We start from the raw sequence: 21,470 nt of genomic DNA on the forward strand, positions 1-21,470 counted from the left end.
AACCCAAGGAGCATGATGCTGACCATCACGTTGTGGGCCGCGCAGGTGATCCTCGCCCTGTTCTTCCTCTTCGCGGGCCTGCCCAAGATCCTGGGCCGCGGCATCGACCGCTGGACAGGGTTCGACGACATCCCACGCCCCGTGACCCTCCTGACGGGGATAGCGGAGGTCGGGGCGTCGATCATGCTGGTCGTGCCGATGCTGGTGGGCAGCCTCGAATGGACCACGCCCGTGGCGGCGATCGGGCTGTCGACCGTCACGCTCCTGGCGAGCGGCTTCCACGTCCGCGCCGGGGAATGGCTCCCGGCGCTCGAGACGGTGTTGTGGGCGATGCTCGCCGGGGCGGTCGCCGTCGGCCGCTGGGACCTCATGGCCGTCGGACCGACCCTGTCGCCCGAGCTCCTCCTGCCCGTGATCCTGGTTCTCGTCGTGGCGCTCGTCGTCAACATCGTCGTGATCTTCCGCGGACCCTCGCGGCGGACGGCGTGCGAGTGAGAGCCCGGCCCGGCATCGTGTGGAGGCCAACGAGGAAAGTCACTGCCGGGACGACCGCAGGAGGACACCACAATGGCAACTGACTACGACACGCCACGTACGACGGATGAGGATGTCGAGCAGGATTCCATCCAGGAGCTGCAAGCAGGTCGATCCGACAAGCCGTCGGGTGTCGCGGACGTGGAGGTGGACGAGACTGAAGCGGCCGAGAGCTTCGAGCTCCCGGGTGCCGACCTGTCCGGCGAGGAGCTCGCGGTACGCGTGCTACCCCGGCAGGTCGACGAGTTCACGTGCTCCAGCTGCTTCCTCGTCCACCACCGCAGCCAGCTGGCCCACGAGAAGGCCGGTCAGATGACCTGCACGGAGTGCGCCGCCTGATCCAGGCTGCCGGCGCGCTCTCACTTCAGATGCCGGTCGAAGAACCGGTCCACGTCCTCCCGCTCGAACCACGGGGTACCGAGGTGTCCACCCAGGTTGGCGTGCAGCGTCTTCTCCGTGCTGGCGAGCGCGTCGAACAGATCGAGCGCCCGCTGCCGGAGGTTGCCCTCGTCGTCCCACTGCAGCAGGAGCAGCAGCGGGATAGCGACCTGCCCGGCCTCCTCTCGCTGGGCGCGGGCACGTAGCCCCCGGCGAAGAAGCCGGCGGCTTCGATGCGCGGCTCGACCGCCGCGAGCCGGATGCCAAGGGCAGTCCATCCCGAGAACCCGACCGGTCCCCAGACGTCGGGCAGCGCGAGGAGGGTGTCCAGGGTCGTGATCCAGTCCGGGACCGCGTTCTCGAACAGCGGGCCGATGAAGGACTCGAAGGCCTCGTCGGCCGGCTGGCCGGACTGCATCGCCCGACGGAAGTCGGCGCGAGCCTGCTCCTCGACGGCGGAGAGCGGCCGGTCACCGCAGCCACGGGCGTCGATGGAGGCGACCTCGTAGCCCGCCGCCGCAGTCAGCCGTGCCCGGCTCACCAACCGGGATGCGCTCTTGGGCAGGCCGTTGTTGTGGGCCATCAGGATCAGCGGGGCCAGTACCGCGGATCCGGGCATCCACAGTGTGCCGGGGATCTCGCCGAGGGTAAACTCGCGTTCGAGGACGGCGTCGTCGAGTCGCTGTTCGGAGGTGAATCGCATGGTCGTGCCTTTCGGGAGTGCTCGTGAGCGGCGCCCCCGGACGACCTATCGCCCGACCATGACCCCGGAGGGGAACGCCCATGTCGATACTGCGTTCACGGGTACCACCTCCTCGTTCTCCTGCACGGCCCCGCGAAGATCAACAGTGGTCGTCGCGATCCGGCTGTCGAAACGCCTCCAGACAGGCATGGTCGGCCTGAACTCTGGGCTGGTCTCCGACCCGGCAGCGCTGTTCGGTGGCATCAAGCACCCCGGGATGGGGCGGAGGGCGGGCCGAGCGGTGTCGACGACCACCTCGACAAGAAGTACATCGCACTCGCCGTCTGCACGACGTCCTATCGCGCACAGCCGTGCCCTTGACCACCGGTCGGTCGCCAAGGGCACGGCTGCCTCGGTGGGCTCAGCCCATCCGGAAGGGGTCCCGCACCGTTCCGGTGAGCTCGACGAAGACGGACTTGTTCTCGGTGTACTCGTTCAGCGCGTCGATGCCGTTCTCTCGGCCCAGCCCGCTGTCGTTGAACCCGCCGAACGGCATTCCTGGCCCGACCACGCGGTAGTCGTTGATCCATACGGTCCCCGCGCGAACGCGCGCGGCCACTCGATGCCCGCGGTGGATGTCCTTGGTCCAGACCGCGCCGGCAAGACCGTATCGGGAGTCGTTCGCGAGCCGCACCGCCTCCTCCTCGGTCGAGAACGAGTATGCCGACAGCACCGGGCCGAAGACCTCTTCGCGCACGATCGTCGACTCGGGACCGACGTCGGTGACCACAGTGGGCTGGACGAACAGCGCACCGCTGTCCGTGGCGGGGCCACCGCCGCAGGCGAACTGTCCGCCCTCGGCTGCGACACCCTCCAGGTAGCTGAGCACCTTCTCGTACTGGGGCCGGTTCGCGACGGGCCCCATCTCGGTGGCCGGGTCGGTCGGGTCTCCGAGCTTGATGGCACGGGCCCGCTCGGCTACCCGTTCGATCAGTTCGTCCTTGACAGATTCGTGCACGATCAGTCGCGATCCGGCCATGCAGGTCTGGCCTGTTGCCGCGAACACGCCTGAAACCAGGCCGTTGGCCGCCGCTTCCAGGTCAGCGTCCGCGAAGACGATCTGTGGGCTCTTTCCGCCGAGCTCGAGAGTCGCACGGTTCAGGTTCTCGGTCGCGGCGTGCGCCACTTTGATACCCGTCGCCGTCGAGCCGGTGAACGCGACCTTGTCGATTTCTCGATGGCTGGCGAGCGACTCGCCCGTCGACCGGCTCCAGCCGGAAACCGCGTTGAGCACACCAGCAGGCAAGCCGGCATCGTGCAACACCTGGGCGAAGGCAAGGGTCGAGGCCGGCGCGTGCTCCGAGGGCTTGACCACGCAGGTGTTTCCCGCAGCGAGGAGGGGGGCGAGCTTGAACGTGAGGAGTAGAAGGGGTGAGTTCCAAGGAGTGATCGCGCCGACCACGCCGATCGGCTCGCGTCGGGTGTAGCCGAGATACCGTTCGGGGTTCAGCTGCGGAACGGTGCGGCCCTCAAGCTTGTCGGCAAGCCCTGAGAAGTAGTAGTAGTACTGCGGCAGCACCTCCAGCTGACCGCGCATCTCGCGCAGCAGCTTTCCGTTGTCCTGTACCTCGAGCCGGGCGAGGCGCTCGGCGTTGAGGGCGATGTGGTCGCCGACGCGACGCAGGATTGCGGCCCGTTCGAACCCCGACATCTGCGCCCACTCACCCTCGAACGCGCGGCGAGCGGCGTCAACGGCGAGGTCGATGTCCTCGGGCGTACCGTCCGCCACGACGGCCCAAGGCTTGCCCGTATAGGGGTTGAGTGACTCGAAGGTCTTTCCGGACACCGAATCGACGGTCTTGCCGTCGATGAAGAGCTTGAACTGCTCGAGGTCGTCGGTCGAGTGCGGCATAGTGGTTCCTCTCTGTGGCACGTCAGGTCTGTGGCACGTCAGGTGCGATTGATCTCCGGGAGAGCAGTGCTCACGGCGTGTGCTGGGGCTCGGTCGAGTCGCCTCGATGGGCGTCGAGCTCCCGACCGCGGGTCTCGCCCAGCTTGGCGAGGCAGGCGAGGGCGACGGTGGCGTAGACGGCGAGCATTATGCCGACGGCAAGGCTTCCCCACCGTTCCAGGAGGACCGCCCCGATCAGTGGTGCACAGGCGGCGCCGACAACACCGCCGATGTTGTAGGCCAATCCGGCACCGGTGTAGCGGTACGTGGTCGCGAAGACCTCGGCGAGCTGAGCGCCGAGCGGCGCGTAAGCGAGTCCTGTCACGACGAAGGCGAGCACGAGACCGGCCGTGAATGCGGGCAAGGTCGCCAGGTCGAGGATCGGGAACAGCGCGACCGCCGTCAGGACGGCCAGCACGTGGCTTCCGACCAGCAGGGGCCTGCGGCCCACGCGGTCCGACCAGATCCCGCCCGCGATCGTCGCCGCAGCGAAGGCCAACCCACCGATGATCGCCGCGCCGAGCACCCACTGCCGGGGCAGGCCCAGCGTCACGCTGCCGTAACTGAGCAACATGGTGGCGCTGGTGCCGAAGAACGCCAGGACACCAAGAGTCGCGCCGGACGCCAGCGCGAGCTCGCGAGACTGGTTCCGCATGAGATCCATGAACGGGGCGCGGCTCCGCACCGACTCCTTGCGGAACACGGGCGTCTCCTCGAGCGACAGCCGAACCCACAGCCCAACCAGGACCAGAACGGCGCTCATAAGGAAGGGGACTCGCCAGCCCCAGCTCAGGAATGCCGCGTCGTCGAGCACGAGGGACGTGACAAGGAAGGTGCCGGTGGACAGGGAGAGACCGAGCGACGGTCCCAACTGCGGGAACATCGCGAAGGTCCCGCGCTGCTTGGCAGGTGCGTACTCCGTGGCCATGAGCAGAGCGCCCGCCCATTCGCCGCCGACCGCGATCCCCTGGGCCATGCGCAGCAGCACCAGCAGGACGGGTGCAGCCACGCCGATGCTGTCGGCACCGGGCAGGAGCCCGACGGCGACGGTAGCACCGCCCATCAGCAGCATCGACGTGACAAGTGTCTTCTTGCGCCCGATCCGATCACCGAAGTGCCCGAAGATGACAGAACCGAACGGTCGGGCCACGAAGGCCACACCGATGGTCGCCAACGCCGAGGCGCTGGCGGCGGCAGTGCCCAGCTCGGCGTAGAAGACCGACTGGAAAACGAGCACCGCGGCTGTGCTGAAGATGAAGAAGTCGTAGAACTCGACGACGGTGCCGACCGTGCTCGCCACGGCTACGCGCCGCATCTTGGGCGCGTCGGTCGCACCAGCCTGCGGGCTGAAGCTGCGCTCCGGCGGTTCCGTCTCGTGCTGTGTTGTCACCATTGACATGCCTTTCTTGGTCTCAGGACGCCCGACCCCACCTCGTCGAGGCGGCTCAAGTTGAACCAATAGCGGCCCAATCTTTCTACTGGATCGGATTGGTCCAAGGTACATCCGGACAAGGGCTGGTGCAACGACCCGGCTCTTGATATCTTGGTTCAAATTGGTGAGGAGTTGAGTCAGGGTGACAATGACCATTCCGGTCGTGGATCGTGTGCGGGAACTCCTGGTAGCCGGTCAGGAGTCGGGCGAACTGCGGGCCGGATCACGCCTTCCTACTGAGCGGACGCTTGCTGAGTCGATGGAGGTTTCGCGTGGCGCGGTGCGGCAGGCACTCAGTGCACTCGAACGTGAGGGCGTCATCACGCGGCACGTCGGACGAGGAACGTTCCTGGCGTCGCACAGCCCGGTCGGCGGTGCCCAGGATCTGATGACCAGCCCTGCCGAGATCATGGACACGCGGCTCATGACCGAGCCGGAGATCGCCGCGAACGCGGCCCGCAACGCGACGCCCAGTGACCTGGAGACGATCGAACGGTGCATGATCCGGGGGAATGCCTGCGAGGCATATGTCGACTTTGAGGCGTGGGACTCGTCGTTCCACCGTGCGATCGCCGCGTCCGTGCACAACGGTCTGCTCCTGCGGATGTTCGACACCATGAACGCCGCGCGCGACCTCCCCGTGTGGGGCAAGAGCAAACTGCGCTCGGCGACCCCCGAACGCCGCGCGGACTACGAGAAGCAGCACGCCGCCATAGTCGAGGCGCTGGTGGACCGTGACCCGAACGTCGCCCGCACTGCTATGCGCGAGCACCTCCAGTCTGTGCGGACCAACCTCCTCAATCCGCCCTCCTGACACGATATGCAGCTCCGTCTCAGCGACCGGACGCAAACTGGACCTCCGCGGCCTAGTCATCGCAGGTCCAGGTCGAGCAGGACCAGTCGAGCAGGACGGTCGAGCAGGGCCAGTTATGGAGACCTCGGGATGTCACTCTGGGGCTGCCCCGGCTTGGGTCGTTCGACCTGCTGGTGACAGCGCCGTAGCAACCGATACGCAACGCGTTGACGGAACGTTAACGCTGAGCCGGGAGACCTTGACGGGTCTCTAACGCTGCCTCGCCCTTGCCCGTATCGATAGCGGGCTACGGTGACGTGAGGCGTCAGGATCGGCGGGACGCCCGTTCGATCGACGACCAAAGGACGACGGTAGCCAGATGCGGTTCAGCAGCCGCCTACGTAGCGAGCGAAGTCGGGGGGTGACTCTCCAACGGCGACCCGGGCAGCTCGTGATTGCCGGTTTCCTCGGCGCTGTCGCGGTCGGCACGGCCCTTCTTCTGCTTCCGATCGCGGCGTCGGGTGAGTCGGCCTCGTTCATGCAGGCGCTGTTCACAGCGACGTCGGCGGTCTGCGTCACGGGCTTGATCGTCACGGACACACCGGTGTTCTGGTCCGGGTTCGGCGAGGCCGTGATCCTGGTACTGATCCAGATCGGCGGTCTGGGAGTCATGACCGTCGCGTCCTTGCTGGGCGTGCCGGTCTCGCGGCGCCTGGATCTCAGCTCCCGGCTGGTGGCGGCGGCGTCGACCCGCAGCGTGAGCCTCGGTGACGTACGTCGGATGCTGATCCGCGCCGTTGTCATCGCCGGAGTCGTCGAGGCGTCCGTCGCGATCGTCCTGACGGTGCGCTTCGTCGTCGGCTACGGCGAACCGCTCGGCCGAGCACTGTGGGACGGCGTGTTCCACGCGGTCTCCGGCTACAACAACGCGGGCTTCGCCCTGTTCTCGTCGTCGCTGATGGACTTCGTGTCCGACCCGTGGATCTGCCTGCCCATCGCGATCGCCACGATCCTGGGCGGGTTGGGCCTGCCGGTGATCCTGGAGGTGCTGCGGGAGCGCCGACATCCCGTGCGGTGGAGCCTGCACTCGAAGATCACACTCCTGATGACCGCGCTGCTGCTGGTCGGCGGTACCGGCTTCTTCCTCGTGACCGAATGGGACAACACCGCGACCATGGGCGCACTGAGCAACGCGGACCGCATACTGGCGTCCTTCATCCACGCGGTCAACGCGCGCACGGCGGGGTTCAACTCCGTGGACACCGGGGCGATGCATACCGAGTCCTGGCTCGGCACGATCATCTTGATGTTCATCGGCGTCGGATCGGGCAGCACGGGTGGCGGTATCAAGGTGACGACGTTCGCGGTGCTGGCCGTGGTGATCTGGTCCGAGCTGCGCGGCGAGCCCGACGCGAACCTCTTCGACCGCCGGATCTCCCAGGGCACGCAGCGGCAGGCACTCACCGTGGCCCTGCTCGCGGTGGCGATCGTAGTTCTGCCGACCCTGTGGATGACGGCCACCTCGCGGTTCCACGTGGACGAGATCCTGTTCGAGGTCACCTCGGCGTTCACCACCACCGGCCTGTCCACCGGGATCACCGGGTCGCTGGCGTGGTATCACCAGGTCGTGCTGTGTGCTCTGATGTTCATCGGTCGGCTCGGACCGATCACGCTCGGCACCGCACTGGCCCTGCGCGCCAACCGGCGTCTGTACCGCCTCCCGGAGAGCGCACCGATCATCGGCTGAACTGCGGTCGCCGGCCCCTGCGAAGCCCGGCCGGACGTTGGACTACTCCTTGGTCGGGGCGACACCGTCGGCGACGAACGTGGCATGCACGGCGATGATCTTCCACCCTGCTCGGTCGTCGTGCGTCCAGGTCCGGGTGTAGCGCATCCGGGCAGCCAGACGCTCACCGCCGAAGGTGCCTTCGAGCGTGCCGAGGAACAAGGTGACCCCGGCGTGGGCAGTCACCAGCACTTCGAGGTCCTCTTCCTCGACGCGACTCATCACCTGATAGCCGGATGCGTGCGCGTGCAGGTCGTCCCGCTTGGACAGGACGCTTCCGTCCGACGCGGTGAACAGAGCCATGTCGTCGATCAGGCCATCCAGGGCGTCGACGTCGGACGCGAGCTGGGCGGCCTGCAGCCGCCTCTCGGCCTGACGGAGGCTTTCAGCGTGGTCTGCGGTCATCATGGACACAGCGTGCCGAGCCGGCATGCCCCACACCAGGAGATCCGCTCACGGCAGATGCCTGGGTGGTCGCTGTCGGACTGCTCGCGCGCCTGACGGAGGGTCGGGAGACCCCGCCACTGCACGTCGAGCTCACCACCGAGCTGGTACGACGCCCGTCGACGGACCGGCCCTGCCCCCGTCAACGCCGGGTGACAGGCCGGCCCGGATGGTCGTCGCAGCCGCTGCGAGCGCCCGGGGCGTCAGGACGCCGTGGGCCGCATTCCTGCTGCCGCTTCTGCGGCGCGGGCGAGGCGTTCGACCCAGTCCTGGTGATAGCGGTAGAGCGCGCCCGGGTTCTTGCGTCCGAGCTCCTCGAGGAAGAACGGTCCCTGCTGTGTCTCCTCGGTCAGCACGTGGCAACCCTCGTCCGTGGGCGTGATGACCCAGCCGTGGTACGCGCTCGAACCGGTCTCGTCGCCGTCCACCACCGTCTGCCAGGAGAGCCTGCGGAACGGCTCGTACTCGGTCACGGTCAGGCTCATGGGGAATCCGACGGTCACCCGGCTGTATCTGGTCCCGGGTGCCAGCTCTGGCTCACCGCTCAGGATCTTGACCTGGTCCTCGGGAGGGAAATAGCTCGACCAGTTCTCGGCGTCGATCAACAGTCGCCACACCACGTCCGGTGGCGCCTGCACGTCGATGTCGTTGAGCGCGTAGATCGCCGAAGTTCGCGGGTCGTAGTGTTCGGGCCAGCTCACCTTGTCGTACATGTGCCGCTCCTTGTTTCGTGGAGGTCTTGGAGAATGGCTTGCGGGGGTCAGCCGATCTGGTCACCTCTCCAGTGGGGAAAGGCGTGGCGCCGTCCGGCCATCGTCACGATCACGGTGGGGATCATGATCGCGAGGGCCACCCACGGGATCGACGCGATGCCAAGGCCAGCGAGCAGGACTCCGCCGATGACGCCGCCCGCGGCGATGCTGAGGTTGAAGACGGTCACGAGGATCGACTGGACGTTGTCCGTGCCGGCCGCGCGGATTCCGGCGGTGACGAAGAGGGTCGCGGAGCCGCCGAACCCGAAGCCCCAGGCCGCCACCGCCAGGTAGAGCACCAGGGGGTTTGCCGCCAGTCCGAGGACCAGTGCGCTGGCAGCGAGCACCAGGGTGCTCCCGAGGATCAGGTACCGGTGGTGCGGGTCCACGAGCACGCCCGTGACCCAGATGCTCAGGAGCGCCGCGACTCCGAAGACCACGAGGACCCAGGTGAACTGGTCGCCGGCGCCCGCGGCGATCGCCAAGGGGGCGATGTAGGTGTAGAGGACGTTGTGGGCGACCATGAAGCCCGCGACGACCCAGAGGATCGGGAGCACACCACGCGTTCGCATGATCGTCGCGGACGGGACGTGGCCGCCGTCGGGTATCCCTGGGATGTTCGGCAGCGAGACGAGCACCCAGATGATGACCCCGAAGCTCACCGCTGCCATGACTCCGAAGGACGACTGCCATCCGGTCACGCCGGCCAGGAACGTCCCGGCCGGCAGCCCGAGGGACAGGGCGACGGGTGTTCCGGCCATCGCGATGGCGACCGCCCTGCCCTGGAGCCGCACCGGCACGATCCGTGCGGCGTATCCGCCCAGGTTGGACCAGATCAGCCCGGCCCCGACCCCAGCGACGAACCGTGCGACGAGGATCAGCACGAAGCTGCTCAGGAACGCCGTCACGAGGTTGGCGAGGCCGAAGGCGACGAGCGCCGTCAGGAGCACGGTGCGGCGCCCCAAGTGCTTCAGGGCCGTGTTCAGGGGGATGGCGGTCAGGGCGGTGGCGAGCGCATAGACGGTGATGGTCTGCCCGGCTACGGACTCGGACACACCGAGGCCACGGGCCATCTCGGGCAGCAGTCCGGCGGGGATCGTCTCGTTCACGATTCCGAGGAAGCCCGCTGTGAACAGGGCCAGAAGGCCTGCCATGGGGAGCTTGGCCCGCTCCCTGGGCGCGGTTCGTTCGCTCGTCGTCGACGACATGTCAAGCCTCTCGATTGATCTGCGGGCAGTTCAATCCGACTCAACATGAGGGATCTGAGGGGGATTCCGCTTTCGCCATTCGGTTCTTGGATGACGACCCTTCGGATCACGACGAGCGCCCCCGGCCGCGGTCACCTCACTCGGCCGAAGACGCCTCGGGCCGGCCAGCTCGCGGGACCGGAACGCCGCGCTCCCCGAGGTCGGCGATGAACCTGGCGGTCAGCTCGTCGGGCACGCCGGGAGTGAGCGCCACCAACGCCCTCGTCCACCGGGGCGTGAAGGACCGCACAGCGGCATCCAGGCCCGGGCTGACGGCACTGGCCGGGCACACCGCGACACCCAGACCCGCCGCGGCGAGCTGCGGCGCGGCCGTCGTGACCGACGTACGCATGACGGGCTCGACCCGCACCCCGGCGTCGACCAGGTGCCGGTCGAGCCAGACGCCGAGCCCGTTGTCAGGCGCGAAGTGCACCAGGCACACGCCGTCCAGGTCGTCCAGACCCACCGGGTCGAGCCCTGCCAGAGGGTGATCCGTCGGTGCTACCAGCACGATCTCCTCCTCGGCGACCACCGTCGACGTGAATCGGTCCGGGACGCTGCCCGGCATCAGCACCAGGTCGGCCTCGTCGGAGTCGATCAGACCGTGCAGCTCGTCCGCCGACGTGGACTCGCGCACCGAGAGGGCGACGTCGGGCCGCCTGCGGTGCCACTCCCCCAGCACGGGCGCCAGCACCGACACCAGGCTCTGCGCGCAGGCCAGCCGCAGCGATCCGCCGCCGGCCTCCCCCGCGGCACGCGCTGCGCGCACCGCGGAACCGGCTGCCTCCACGGCCTTCCTGGCGCCGACGACGGCGGCACGTCCGGCCGGGGTCAGCCGGACGCCACGGGCCTCGCGACGGATCAGGGCCGTCCCCGCCTCGCGTTCCAGGGCTGCGAGCTGGTGCGAGACGGCTGGCTGTGACGAGTAGAGCAGACGTGCCGCCTGGGTGATCGACCCGGAGTCCGCCACCGCGACGAGGCACTCCAGTGCCCGAAGAGAAGCCATCCACACATCTTATGGCAACCCTTCGAACTATAAGAACCCTGGAGGGAATCGCTGGGCGCGGCTGGGCGCTGAGCCCTATGGACCTCGTACCCGGAAAGGCGGGACGGAGGTCGTCGACCAAGGAGATTCAGATGGCGCAGGTATTCGTCACAGGCGGCTCAGGTTTCATCGGACGGGTGCTCGTACGGCGCCTGCTCGACGAGGGGCACTCGGTCAGGGCGCTGGTCCGCAGCGCCGCCTCGGCCGAGGCCGTCGCGGCGCTCGGCGCGGACCCCGTGCACGGCGAGCTGATCGACCCGACGACCTGGCAGGACGCCGTCGTCGGGAGCGCCGTGCTGTTCCACCTCGCTGCCGAGACCGACATCACCGCCGAACGGGCACGCCACGAACAGGTCACCGTGCAGGGCACGCGCGCCGTCGTCGCAGCAGCCCGCTTCGCGAAGGTGCCCCGCCTCGTGCACTGCGGGAGCGAGGCAGCGCTTCTCGCCGGGGACCCGCTCCTCGAGGTCGACGAGAGTGCCCCGCTGCGCCCGGACTCCGAGGCCGCCTACAGCGCCACCAAGGCCGTGGCGGAGCAGATCGTCCTGGACGCGAACGGACCCGGCCTGACCACCGTGGCGATCCGGCCCCGGCTCGTCTGGGGCGTCGGCAGCATCCTGGTCGAGGACCTGGTCGCCGCGGCCAGGGCCGGGCAGTTCGCCTGGATCGACGGCGGGCGCCACCTCACCGACGTGACCCACGTCGCCAACGCCGTCGAGGGCCTGATGCTCGGCTGGACCAAGGCCCGGCCCGGCCAGGTCTACTTCGTCACCGACCGGCACCGGGTGGTCCTGCGCGAGTTCCTCGAGGAGCAGTTCGCGATCTACGGGTTCGACGCGCCGCTCCCTGACCTGGACACCGAGACCGCGGCCGAGCAGGTCCCCGTACCGGCCCGCTGGTTCCTCGGCCAGCCGTGCCTCCTGCGCACCGACAAGGCCGCCGACGAGCTCGGGTACGAGCCCGTCGTCACCCAGCCGGCGGGGCTCGCCGAGCTCCGCACCTCCCTGGCCGCCCGCCAGGACTGAGCCCGCGGATCGCGGGCCCGACACACCACCCACATCGAAAGGAATCAGCGATGAAGATCGTCAGCATCGGACGAGGAACGATCGGCGGCGGCCTCGCCGCGCTCTGGCGCGAAGCCGGGCACGAGGTCACGCTGCTGGGACGCGAGGGCGGCGACGCCTCGGACGCCGACGCCGTGCTCGTCGCGGTCCCCGGCGCGAAGATCTCCGAGGCCCTCGGCCGGGTGACCGGCCTGAGCGGAAAGATCGCGATCGACGCGGCCAACATCATGCCCGCCCGCCACGGCGACTTCCCGTCCTACGCGCACGAGGTCCAGTCGTTCACCAGCGCCCCGGTGGCGAAGAGCTTCAACATGAACTTCGGCGGCCTGCTGGACCAGGTGCGTCAGCAGCGCGTGCGCCCGAGCAACTGGTACGTGGCCGACGACGGCGCGGTGGCTGTCACCGAGCAGCTCATCACCGACGCCGGCTACGACCCCGTCCGGGTCGGGGACCTTTCCCGGGCAAGGGACCTCGAGAACGCCGTGTGGCTGCTCATGGGCATCCAGCCCGTCGGCGGGGTGTTCTACCGGTTCGCCGAGCCCGGCAAGCTCTGACCCCAGAAGGCCCACACGACGAGCCCGGCGTTCCGGTCAGTGCTCGGCGAGCGCTTTCGTCAGCATGGCGTGCAGCTGCCGCTGCTCTGCATCGTCGAGCACTGCCAACGGTGACCGCGCCGCCACCAGGTCGAGCAGCTGCCGCCGCACTCCTGCCCCCGCCTCGGTGAGCACCAGGGTGCGGATCCGTCCATCGCGTGGGTGTGGCCGACGTTCGGCAAGCCCTCGGCCCTCCAGCTGGGTGCTGAGCAGGGTGATGTTGGACGGGTCGCAGTGCAGGCGCTCGGCGAGCCGACGCAGCGACACTGGTTCGAGGGCGGGGTCGAGGATCCACATCAGGTTGGCCAGCGGTTCGGTCAGGTCGAGCGCCGGCAGGTGGTCGCGCATGATCCCGGCCACCTGGCCGGACAGCCCCATCGTCTGGTCGAGGAGCGTCGCCGCCAGCTCGTTCGACGCCGTGCGGTCCACCATGTCGTGACTACCCCCGTGATTCGGCATGTCGACACCGCCACTCAGGGCAGCAGGACGATCTTGCCATGCGTGTGCCGTGCATTCAGTTCCTCGTAGGCCTCTCGCACACCGTCCAGCGGGTATGTCCGGGCGATCGGGATCTCGACCGCGCCATCGGCGACAAGCCGAACCATCGCGTCCAGGTCGGTCGTGTTGGCCGCCTCGGCGCTCCCGTTGAAGCCCACACCGTGCGCCCGGACCGCGGCGATATCGATGATCGTGTTGATCCGGTCGGGCTGGACGCCCAGATCGAGTGCCAACTCGACGTAGCCGCCACCGAACGTGTCGACGAAGGCGTCCAGCCTGCCGTCGGCGGCCTGTCGAATCCGGTCGGTCTGCCCGTCGCCGTACTCAACGGGGACAGCCCCCTGCGCCTTCAGCCAGTCGTGGTTGTCCGGGCCCGCCAGTCCGATGACCGTCGCTCCGGCCCGGCGCAGCAGCTGCACCGCCACCGATCCGACGCCGCCCGCGGCTGCCGACACCGCGACGACCTCGCCGGGCCGGGGTGCGACCGCCCGGACGCTGGCGAAGGCGGCCATCGGCGCGATGTACATCGAGCCCGCCACCTCCCAGGACAGGCTCTCCGGCTTGGCGACAAGGTGATCGGCGGGCACCGCGACCAGCTCGGCATGGCTGGCTCGCTCGTCCGTCCAGCCGAGCACCGGCATGCCGACCTCGAACCCATCGACCTCGCGCCCGACCGCCACTACTTCGCCGGACAGGTCGCTGCCCTGACCGGAGGGAAACGTGGTCGACCACATCGCCGCGGCCGCCCCGTTTCGGATGAAGTTCTCGCCAGGATTGACCGCAGCCGCTCGCACCCGCACCAGCACCCGGTCGGGCGCCATCACGGGATCGTCGGCCTCCCGAACTTCGAGAACATCAGGACCGCCGTACTCGTCGAACCGTACTGCTCGCACACAAGCCTCCAACGACCATCGATGCTTTACTATCTCAATGAGATACTCAAGCATCGCCCAGATGCCCGACGAGGTCAAGGAGTTCGGCCATGGCGAACGATGAGGCACCCGTCCCGACCGGACTGCCAAGGACAGTCACCAACCCGGCTATGGGGGCCACCGTCACCTTTCTCACCACCAGCGAAGAGACCGGAGGCGAGTACGTCGAGACCCAGGTCAGCATCCCGGCGGGCGAGCCAGGACCACCGATGCACTTCCACACCGACTTCGAGGAGACCTTCACGGCCTTAACAGGCAACCTCTTCCTCGACCACGCTGATCGCCGGCGGATCGTGCTCCGACCAGGCGAGCAGGTACACGTCGCCCGTAACGTGCATCACCGCTACTACAACGACAGCGACCAGGACGTCGTCTTCCACTTCGTCGCACGCCCCGGCACCGCCTACGAACGATCGATCCGGGCGTCGTTCGGCCTGGCCAACGACGGGCGCACGAACGCGAAGGGCGTGCCGCGCAACCCGGTCGAGCTGGCCCTGACGTTCGAGTTGGCCGGAAGCTACATCGCGGGTGTCCCGCTGTGGTTGCAGCGGGCAGTGACCCGCATGGGTGTGGCCCTCGCCCGACTGTTCGGCTATGACCCGGAGTTCTCCCGCTACACGAAGGCGAGGCCCGGATGACGATCACACCCGAGGCGGGCACCGTGACGAGCCGATCGCCGAGAAGGCTGGCCGAGGAGCGCGCCGAGCGACCAGCGGTCGCCATCGGGACGGACGCTCGAGGCGGCGGGCGTGAGACCGGTGAGGTGGCCAGGTCACGACGGTCGACTACCGCCGGCCGCTGAGGGTCGCAGTCCGTCCATCAGGAGGTCCAGCAGGCGACCCGCCATCGCCGTGTGCTCGGGTGAGCCGGCCACGGTGAAGATGCCGATGAGGGCGGCGGCGACGTCGGCGGCGGGGACGTCACCGCGGAGCTGCATGCTCGTGCGGCCGGCCTCGAGGATCTCGTCGATGGCCGCGAGCAGCTCGGTCCGGGTGTGGGCATGAGCGATCTCGCCCGACTCGATCATCGCGAGCAGCGTGTCGAGCATGCCGTTCTTGGTCGCGATCCATTCGCCGAAGAGGCTCATCCAGCGGCGCAGCGCATCGGGCGGGTCGAACTGGGCGAGCAGCTCACGCGCGCCGACGGTGAGCCGTGACACCTGATCGCGGTAGATCGCGTCGACGAGCGACTCGCGGGTGGGGAAGTGCCGGTAGAGGGTGGCGATGCCGACCCCGGCCTCGCCCGCGATCGCACGCATCGACGGCTCGGGCCCGGCGGAGGCGATCAGGCGGGTCGCTGCGGCGAGCAGCTGCTCGCGGTTGCGGGTCGCGTCCGCTCGGGGTCGTCGGGGTTCTTCGAGAGCCAAAACGGATCACGCTCCACTTATGCTAACGTCGGGTTCGTCAACCGGAGCATAGTCCGTTTACGTCGTTTCGCGAGGAGACAGGTGACCATGACAGAACCGAGCATCGACATGTCGACGACCACGAGCCGGGCGGCCCAGTTCGAGTCGTTCGGCGGCCCGGATGCCTTGAGCGTCCGCGAGGTACGCGTGCCGCAGGCCGGATCCGGTCAGATTCGCGTGCGGGTGACCGCGGCCGGGCTGAACCCGATGGACTGGTTCATGACGTCCGACGCGGAGACCGCCGCACGATTCGGTTTGACCCTGCCGTGCGGGTTCGGCACCGACTACGCGGGGATCGTCGATCAGATCGGCGACGGCGTGACCGGGTTCGCGGTCGACGAGCGGGTGTTCGGCGGCGCCATGTCCCGCGCGGTCGCCGACCACGTGATCGTGGACGTGACGGGGACGATCGCCGCAGGCGGCGAGGCCCTCCACACCCCCGATGGCGTCGACGACCGTACCGCGGCCACGCTGACGATCGCGGGCCGCACTGCGGCCGCTGCCCTCGCCGTGGTCGCCCCGGGCCCCGGCGACACGGTGCTCATCGGCGGCGCGGGAGGCGGGGTCGGCGTGTTCGCCGTCCAGCTCGCGCGCCTCGCGGGCACGCGGGTGATCGGGACGGGGTCCTCGACCTCTGCCGACGCCCTGCGCGCCCTGGGCGCCGAGCCCGTCACCTACGGCGACGGCCTGGTCGAGCGTGTACGCGCGCTGGCGCCCGCCGGCGTCACAGCAGCCCTGGACCTGCACGGGACGGACACGGCACAGGCGGCACGCGAGCTCGGCGTGCCGGACGAGCGCATCACCACCATCGCCACCGCGGTCGACGGGATCACACCGGCGAACGGGGCGAACGCACCGCAGAACGCCCTCGAGGAGATCGCCGGCCACGTGGCGGCCGACCGCCTGCGGGTACCGATCACGGCGACCTTCCCGATCGATCAGATCCGCGCCGCGGCCGAGCTGCAGTCCGGCCGGCACGTGCACGGCAAGGTCGTCATCGACCTGTAGAAATGGCCGGGAACTGGGGCACTCGTCGTCTCTCGGCGTTCACCCCCGTGGAGCCTCGGTTGCGAAGCGGCGGATGCCACCAGTGATGAGGCCGCACACCAGGAGCGCAGGCCCGGAAGAGAAGAAGGAGGTCGGGTGGCATCTCCCTGGTTCAGGGACCTGCCGCCCGACCTCCTCGATCCTCAGACGTCTGAGCCTGCGGTTCCGCTGCGAGCGCGTGCGTCGTTCCTCGGCCCGCACCCTGCGCTGCGACTCGCGACTAGACGTTGAACCCGAGCATCCGCAGCTGCTCCTTGCCGTCGTCCGTGATCTTCTCCGGACCCCACGGCGGCATCCAGACCCAGTTCACGCGGAACCCGTCCACGATGCCCTCGAGCGCCTGCGCGGTCTGGTCCTCGATCACGTCCGTCAGCGGGCAGGCCGCGGATGTCAGCGTCATGTCGATGGTCGTGTGGTTGTTCTGGTCCACCTGGATGCCGTACACCAGGCCCAGGTCGACGACGTTGATGCCCAGCTCGGGGTCGATCACGTCGCGCATCGCTTCCTCGACGTCCACCGCGGTGGTGGGCGAAGGGCCCACCCCGTCAGCGGGAGCGGCCGGGGCTTCCTGCCCGACCTCGGTGCTCGCCTCAGTCATCGGTCTCTCCTCACCTCGTTGCCAGCGCGCCACTGCGCGCCAGCGAGTCCTTGAGCGCTGCCCATCCGAGCAGCGCGCACTTGATTCGCGCGGGGTACTGCGACACACCGGTGAAGGCTGTCGCGTCGCCGAGGGCGTCTTCCGCCTCGTCGTCGTCGAGGCCCTTGCCGCGGGACGACATCAGGTCGTGGAACAGACCGTCGAGCCGCGCCACCTCGGCGAGGGGAACGCCCTCCACCAACGAGGTCATGACCGACACCGACGCCTGGGAGATGGAGCATCCCTGACCGTCCCACGAGACGCCGGCCACGGAGCCCTCCGGGGTGACGTCGACCCGGAGGGTCACCTCGTCACCGCACGTCGGGTTCACCTGGTGCGACTCCCCGGCGAGGTGCCCGTGGGCCGGCGACGCGACGTCGACGAGCCCGCGACCCACCGGGTGCTTCGCGTGGTCCAGGATGACCTGCTGGTACATCTGCTCGAGCGTGCTCACGACGCTGCCTTTCTCGATCTTGCGAAAGACCATCCGGACAACCGTCCGAACAGTCTCGCCGAAGTTCTCATTCTGCTCCGAAGAACGCTCGGACCCCCGCCAGCGCTTCCCGGAACGCCACGACCTCTTCGACCGTCGTGTAGACCGACGCCGACGCGCGTGCCGTGGCCGCCACGCCGAACCGGCGGTGCAGCGGCTGCGCGCAGTGGTGTCCCACCCGCACGGCGATCCCCTTGTCGTCGAGCACCTGTCCGACGTCGTGCGCGTGCACGCCGTCGACCACGAACGAGACCACGGCGAGGCGGTCGGCCGTATCGAGCGGACCGATCACGCGCACGCCCGGGATCTCGGCGATCTTCAGCATCTCCGCCGCGAGCTCGGTCTCGTGCCGGGCGACGCCGGCCATACCGAGCTCGTCGAGGTACTGGGCAGCGCAGCCCATGCCGACGGCCTGGGCGACCATCTGCGTGCCCGCCTCGAAGCGCTGCGGCGGCGGCGCGTAGGTGGTGCTCTCCATGGTCACCACCTCGACCATGGACCCGCCGGTGACGGTGGGCGGCATGGCCTCGAGCAGCTCGCGCCGCCCGTAGAGCGCGCCGACGCCGGTGGGACCGAGCATCTTGTGCCCGCTGAACGCGGCGAAGTCGACGCCGAGCTCGTGGAAGTCCACGGGCATGTTCGGCACGGACTGGCAGGCGTCGAGCACCGTGAGGGCGCCCACGCGCCGGGCCGCCGCCACGAGGGTCGCGACGGGTGCCACGGCACCGGTCACGTTCGAGACGTGCCCGAACGCCAGCACCTTGGTGCGCCCGGTGACGAGCGCGTCGAGGCCGGACAGGTCCAGCCGGCCGTCGTCGGTCACCGGGATCCAGCGCAGGGTGGCGCCCGTGCGGGCGCTCAGCTCCTGCCACGGGACCAGGTTGGCGTGGTGCTCGGCCTCGGTGACGAGGATCTCGTCACCCGGCACGAGGCGGAACCGCGCGGCCGCCTCTCCCCCACGACCGAGGGTCGCGTTGGAGAAGGCGTAGGCCACGACGTTGATCGCGGCCGTCGCACCCGGCTGCCAGACGATCTCGCCCTCGTCCGCACCGACGAACGCGGCGACCGCCGCACGCGCCTGCTCGAACGCCTCGGTGGCCTCCTCGGCGAGCTGGTGCGCGCCGCGGTGGACCGCCGCGTTGCGCTGCTCGTAGAAGTCCACCTCGGTGTCGAGCACCACCTGCGGCTTCTGGGACGTCGCGGCGGAGTCCAGGTACACCAGCGGCTTCCCACCCCGCACCGTGCGCTCGAGCAGCGGGAAGTCCGCCCGGACGGCGGCCAGCTCGGTCGTCGAGATCTCGACGGCGGTCGCGTCGCCCGGGGCGGTGTCGCCCGGACGCACGGTGGCGGTGGTGGTCATGGTGTCCCTTCGCGATACGTCAGCAGTGGATCGTCAGCAGTGGATCAGGCCGAGATCGACTTGTTCGCACCGAGGTACTTGTCGTAGCCCTCTTCCTCGAGGCGGTCGGCCAGCTCGGGGCCGCCCTCCTCGGCGATCTTGCCGTCGACGAAGACGTGCACGAAGTCGGGCTTGATGTACCGCAGGATGCGCGTGTAGTGCGTGATGAGGAGGATGCCGATGTCGGTCTCCTCCTTGGCGCGGTTCACGCCCTCGGACACGACGCGCAGCGCGTCGACGTCGAGGCCGGAGTCAGTCTCGTCGAGGATCGCGAAGCGGGGCTTGAAGAGCTCCATCTGCAGGATCTCGTGGCGCTTCTTCTCACCACCGGAGAAGCCCTCGTTCACGGAACGCTCGGCGAAGGCCGGGTCCATGCGGAGGTTCTCCATCGCACCCTTGACCTCCTTGCCCCAGGTACGGAGCTTCGGGGCCTCGCCGGAGATGGCGGTCTTGGCGGTGCGGAGGAAGTTGGCGACCGACACACCGGAGACCTCGACCGGGTACTGCATGGCGAGGAAGAGGCCGGCGCGGGCGCGCTCGTCGACGGTCATCGCCAGCAGGTCCTCGCCGTCCAGCGTGGCGGTACCCGAGGTGACCGTGTACTTGGGGTGGCCGGCGAGCGCCGACGCGAGGGTCGACTTGCCGGAGCCGTTGGGGCCCATGATGGCGTGGGTCTCACCGCTGGCGATGGTCAGGTCGACACCGCGCAGGATCGGCTTGGGGCCTTCCTTGGTCTCGACGCTGACGTGCAGGTCGCGGATCTCGAGGGTGGGCATATCGGTTACTCCAGGGTTAGCTTGCGAAGTCAATGGTTCAAGACACGGGCACGGTCACGTCGATGTCGACGAGCACCCGCTCGCCGTCGACGGTCACCGGGTAGACGGGCACGGGGCGCACCGCCGGTAGCTGGACGGGCTGGCCGGTCCGCAGGTCGAACTGGGAGCCGTGCAGCCAGCACTCCACGAGGCAGCCCTCCACCTCGCCGTCGGACAGCGAGACGGCGCCGTGGGAGCAGATGTCGGAGACGGCGTGGAAGTTGCCGTCCGCGTCGCGTGCCACGGCGACCGGGACCGGGGCGCCGTCGGCGCCGTCGAGCTCGACGAGCATCGCCTCTTCCGGTGCCAGGTCGCCCGTCATGCAGGCCAGCTGTGCGGTCATGCGGTCGGCGCTCCGGTGATCACGCTCATCGACTTCTCCAGCTCGGCCTCGATGGAGGCGAGCAGACGCTCCTCGACGGACGGGACGCCGATCTCCTGGATGAGCTCGGCGAAGAAGCCGCGCACGACGAGACGGCGGGCCTCGATCTCGGGGATGCCCCGGGCCTGGAGGTAGAAGAGCTGCTCGTCGTCGAACCGGCCGGTGGCGCTGGCATGGCCGGCGCCGGCGATCTCGCCGGTCTCGATCTCGAGGTTCGGCACGGAGTCCGCGCGCGCACCCTCGGTGAGCACGAGGTTCCGGTTGAGCTCGTAGGTGTCGGTGTTCTCGGCCGCGGCCCGGATCAGCACGTCGCCCACCCACACGGTGTGCGCGCCGGAGCCCTGCAGGGCGCCCTTGTAGGTCACGCGGGACTTGCAGTCCGGCACCGCGTGGTCCACGAAGAGGCGGTGCTCCTGGTGCTGGTCGGTGTCCGCGAAGTAGAGGCCGACCATCTCGACGTCACCGCCCTCGGCGGTGAACTCGGCGTCCGGCGTGATGCGGACGACGTCGCCGCCGAACGTCACCACGACGTGCTTGAGCTTCGCGTCGCGGCCCAGCCGGGCCCGGTGCGAGGAGGCGTGCACGGCGCCGTCGGCCCAGTCCTGGACGCTGACGACGGTGAGGTGCGCGCCGTCCTCGACGACGATCTCGACGGTCTCGGCGAGCGTGCCGGCGCCGTCGTGGTCCAGGACCACCACGGCCTCGGAGTGCCGCTCGGCACGGACCAGCACGTGAGCCGCGGTCGCGTCCTTCGACACGCCCGACAGGCGCACGGAGGTGACGTCGGAGGCCACGGCCTCCTTGGGGATCGTCACGATCGTGGCCTGCTCGAAGGCGTTCCACGCGGTGACGGCGGTGCGGTCGCCGGGCTTGCCGGCGGTGCCCAGGCGGGCGTCGTCGCGGGCGACGGTCTCCACCTGGACCTCGGGGGCCGCGGTCACCTGGACGGTGACGCCCGAGGTGCCGAGGTCGGCCTGGAACAGCGGCTGGAGCCGGTCGGCCGGCGAGAACCGCCACTCCTCCTCACGGCCGTTGGGGATGGGGATGTCCTCCAGGGAGAAGGAGGTGCGGCGCTCTGCTCGTGAGCCCTGGGGCTTGACGGCGCCGTGGGTGTGGGCGCCGTCGGCAACAGCGCGCGAGTGATCGGTCGTGAGAGTCATG

The 21,470-nt window shown here is 69.0% G+C and carries 24 protein-coding genes; 8 read left to right on the plus strand and 16 right to left on the minus strand.

All coding sequences use genetic code 11. From position 1 onward, the window contains the following. Positions 1 to 12 precede the first annotated feature (12 nt). Positions 13 to 495, plus strand: coding sequence for a DoxX family protein (locus ACFSL2_RS07085; protein ID WP_377197176.1), 483 nt, complete (start codon positions 13 to 15; stop codon positions 493 to 495). Between the two features lie 72 nt (positions 496 to 567). Continuing rightward, positions 568 to 873, plus strand: coding sequence for a DUF4193 domain-containing protein (locus ACFSL2_RS07090; protein WP_377197177.1), 306 nt, complete (start codon positions 568 to 570; stop codon positions 871 to 873). 25 nt (positions 874 to 898) lie between these two features. Here the strand turns inward: ACFSL2_RS07090 and ACFSL2_RS07095 are convergent, their stop codons facing one another. From ACFSL2_RS07095 to ACFSL2_RS07105, 3 genes are all read right to left on the minus strand, one after another. Then, a complete protein-coding gene (locus ACFSL2_RS07095; protein ID WP_377197178.1) occupies positions 899 to 1,615 on the minus strand; it encodes a dienelactone hydrolase family protein in 717 nt (238 codons plus the stop codon). 400 nt (positions 1,616 to 2,015) lie between these two features. Next, a complete protein-coding gene (locus ACFSL2_RS07100) occupies positions 2,016 to 3,506 on the minus strand; it encodes an aldehyde dehydrogenase (RefSeq protein WP_377197179.1) in 1,491 nt (496 codons plus the stop codon). A gap of 70 nt (positions 3,507 to 3,576) precedes the next feature. Then, complete coding sequence (locus ACFSL2_RS07105; RefSeq protein WP_377197180.1) at positions 3,577 to 4,935, minus strand: MFS transporter; 1,359 nt, start codon at positions 4,933 to 4,935, stop codon at positions 3,577 to 3,579. 190 nt (positions 4,936 to 5,125) lie between these two features. Here ACFSL2_RS07105 and ACFSL2_RS07110 point away from each other — a divergent pair, with 190 nt between their 5' ends. Together ACFSL2_RS07110 and ACFSL2_RS07115 are read left to right on the plus strand one after the other, a co-directional pair. Beyond that, the gene (locus tag ACFSL2_RS07110; protein ID WP_377200781.1) at positions 5,126 to 5,791 is read left to right on the plus strand and encodes a FadR/GntR family transcriptional regulator; all 666 of its coding nucleotides are present in this window, start codon (positions 5,126 to 5,128) and stop codon (positions 5,789 to 5,791) included. Between the two features lie 400 nt (positions 5,792 to 6,191). Further along, positions 6,192 to 7,517 carry a TrkH family potassium uptake protein gene (locus ACFSL2_RS07115; RefSeq protein ID WP_377197181.1) on the plus strand — a complete coding sequence of 442 codons (1,326 nt, stop codon included), beginning with the start codon at positions 6,192 to 6,194 and terminating at the stop codon, positions 7,515 to 7,517. A 42-nt stretch (positions 7,518 to 7,559) separates the two neighbouring features. Here ACFSL2_RS07115 and ACFSL2_RS07120 read toward each other — a convergent pair whose 3' ends face one another. From ACFSL2_RS07120 to ACFSL2_RS07135, 4 genes are all read right to left on the minus strand, one after another. Further along, on the minus strand, positions 7,560 to 7,964 hold the full coding sequence (locus ACFSL2_RS07120) for a nuclear transport factor 2 family protein (RefSeq protein ID WP_377197182.1): 405 nt from the start codon (positions 7,962 to 7,964) through the stop codon (positions 7,560 to 7,562). A gap of 239 nt (positions 7,965 to 8,203) precedes the next feature. Next, on the minus strand, positions 8,204 to 8,713 hold the full coding sequence (locus tag ACFSL2_RS07125; RefSeq protein ID WP_377197183.1) for an SRPBCC domain-containing protein: 510 nt from the start codon (positions 8,711 to 8,713) through the stop codon (positions 8,204 to 8,206). Positions 8,714 to 8,760: 47 nt separating this feature from the next. Continuing rightward, positions 8,761 to 9,960, minus strand: coding sequence for an MFS transporter (locus ACFSL2_RS07130; RefSeq protein WP_377197184.1), 1,200 nt, complete (start codon positions 9,958 to 9,960; stop codon positions 8,761 to 8,763). Between the two features lie 136 nt (positions 9,961 to 10,096). Beyond that, entirely contained in the window at positions 10,097 to 11,005 is a 909-nt protein-coding gene (locus ACFSL2_RS07135) for a LysR family transcriptional regulator (protein ID WP_377197185.1), read from the minus strand. 131 nt (positions 11,006 to 11,136) lie between these two features. On the opposite strand from ACFSL2_RS07135, the gene ACFSL2_RS07140 reads away from it, so the two are divergent. Together ACFSL2_RS07140 and ACFSL2_RS07145 are read left to right on the plus strand one after the other, a co-directional pair. Next, positions 11,137 to 12,069, plus strand: a complete 933-nt coding sequence (locus tag ACFSL2_RS07140; protein WP_377197186.1) for an NAD-dependent epimerase/dehydratase family protein — start codon at positions 11,137 to 11,139, stop codon at positions 12,067 to 12,069. A gap of 50 nt (positions 12,070 to 12,119) precedes the next feature. After that, positions 12,120 to 12,662 carry an NADPH-dependent F420 reductase gene (locus tag ACFSL2_RS07145; RefSeq protein ID WP_377197187.1) on the plus strand — a complete coding sequence of 181 codons (543 nt, stop codon included), beginning with the start codon at positions 12,120 to 12,122 and terminating at the stop codon, positions 12,660 to 12,662. 36 nt (positions 12,663 to 12,698) lie between these two features. Here ACFSL2_RS07145 and ACFSL2_RS07150 read toward each other — a convergent pair whose 3' ends face one another. Together ACFSL2_RS07150 and ACFSL2_RS07155 are read right to left on the minus strand one after the other, a co-directional pair. Continuing rightward, positions 12,699 to 13,160: a MarR family winged helix-turn-helix transcriptional regulator gene (locus ACFSL2_RS07150; protein ID WP_377197188.1), complete on the minus strand. Its 462-nt coding sequence runs from the start codon at positions 13,158 to 13,160 to the stop codon at positions 12,699 to 12,701. 14 nt (positions 13,161 to 13,174) lie between these two features. Further along, positions 13,175 to 14,146 (minus strand): NADP-dependent oxidoreductase, encoded by a 972-nt coding sequence (locus ACFSL2_RS07155; RefSeq protein WP_377197189.1) that lies wholly within the window; start codon positions 14,144 to 14,146, stop codon positions 13,175 to 13,177. Positions 14,147 to 14,181: 35 nt separating this feature from the next. Here ACFSL2_RS07155 and ACFSL2_RS07160 point away from each other — a divergent pair, with 35 nt between their 5' ends. Further along, positions 14,182 to 14,769: a cupin domain-containing protein gene (locus ACFSL2_RS07160; protein WP_377197190.1), complete on the plus strand. Its 588-nt coding sequence runs from the start codon at positions 14,182 to 14,184 to the stop codon at positions 14,767 to 14,769. A 134-nt stretch (positions 14,770 to 14,903) separates the two neighbouring features. Here ACFSL2_RS07160 and ACFSL2_RS07165 read toward each other — a convergent pair whose 3' ends face one another. Continuing rightward, positions 14,904 to 15,497 carry a TetR/AcrR family transcriptional regulator gene (locus tag ACFSL2_RS07165; protein ID WP_377197191.1) on the minus strand — a complete coding sequence of 198 codons (594 nt, stop codon included), beginning with the start codon at positions 15,495 to 15,497 and terminating at the stop codon, positions 14,904 to 14,906. Positions 15,498 to 15,584: 87 nt separating this feature from the next. Here ACFSL2_RS07165 and ACFSL2_RS07170 point away from each other — a divergent pair, with 87 nt between their 5' ends. Next, entirely contained in the window at positions 15,585 to 16,544 is a 960-nt protein-coding gene (locus ACFSL2_RS07170; RefSeq protein WP_377197192.1) for an NADP-dependent oxidoreductase, read from the plus strand. Between the two features lie 259 nt (positions 16,545 to 16,803). Here ACFSL2_RS07170 and ACFSL2_RS07175 read toward each other — a convergent pair whose 3' ends face one another. Genes ACFSL2_RS07175 through sufD form a run of 6 tightly spaced genes read right to left on the minus strand, consistent with a single transcriptional unit; the run spans position 16,804 to position 21,469 of the window. Beyond that, positions 16,804 to 17,181: a metal-sulfur cluster assembly factor gene (locus tag ACFSL2_RS07175; protein ID WP_357469914.1), complete on the minus strand. Its 378-nt coding sequence runs from the start codon at positions 17,179 to 17,181 to the stop codon at positions 16,804 to 16,806. A 10-nt stretch (positions 17,182 to 17,191) separates the two neighbouring features. Then, a complete protein-coding gene (sufU, locus tag ACFSL2_RS07180) occupies positions 17,192 to 17,707 on the minus strand; it encodes a Fe-S cluster assembly sulfur transfer protein SufU (RefSeq protein ID WP_377197193.1) in 516 nt (171 codons plus the stop codon). Between the two features lie 34 nt (positions 17,708 to 17,741). Next, positions 17,742 to 19,073, minus strand: a complete 1,332-nt coding sequence (locus ACFSL2_RS07185; protein ID WP_377197194.1) for a cysteine desulfurase — start codon at positions 19,071 to 19,073, stop codon at positions 17,742 to 17,744. 44 nt (positions 19,074 to 19,117) lie between these two features. Beyond that, complete coding sequence (sufC, locus tag ACFSL2_RS07190) at positions 19,118 to 19,888, minus strand: Fe-S cluster assembly ATPase SufC (protein ID WP_377197195.1); 771 nt, start codon at positions 19,886 to 19,888, stop codon at positions 19,118 to 19,120. Between the two features lie 37 nt (positions 19,889 to 19,925). Further along, the gene (locus ACFSL2_RS07195; protein WP_377197196.1) at positions 19,926 to 20,270 is read right to left on the minus strand and encodes a non-heme iron oxygenase ferredoxin subunit; all 345 of its coding nucleotides are present in this window, start codon (positions 20,268 to 20,270) and stop codon (positions 19,926 to 19,928) included. Further along, positions 20,267 to 21,469 (minus strand): Fe-S cluster assembly protein SufD, encoded by a 1,203-nt coding sequence (gene sufD, locus ACFSL2_RS07200; protein WP_377197197.1) that lies wholly within the window; start codon positions 21,467 to 21,469, stop codon positions 20,267 to 20,269. The genes ACFSL2_RS07195 and sufD overlap by 4 nt, the downstream gene beginning before the upstream one ends. Position 21,470: the final 1 nt, after the last annotated feature.

The organism is Promicromonospora aerolata (assembly GCF_042682255.1).
Taxonomy (GTDB): domain Bacteria; phylum Actinomycetota; class Actinomycetes; order Actinomycetales; family Cellulomonadaceae; genus Promicromonospora; species Promicromonospora aerolata.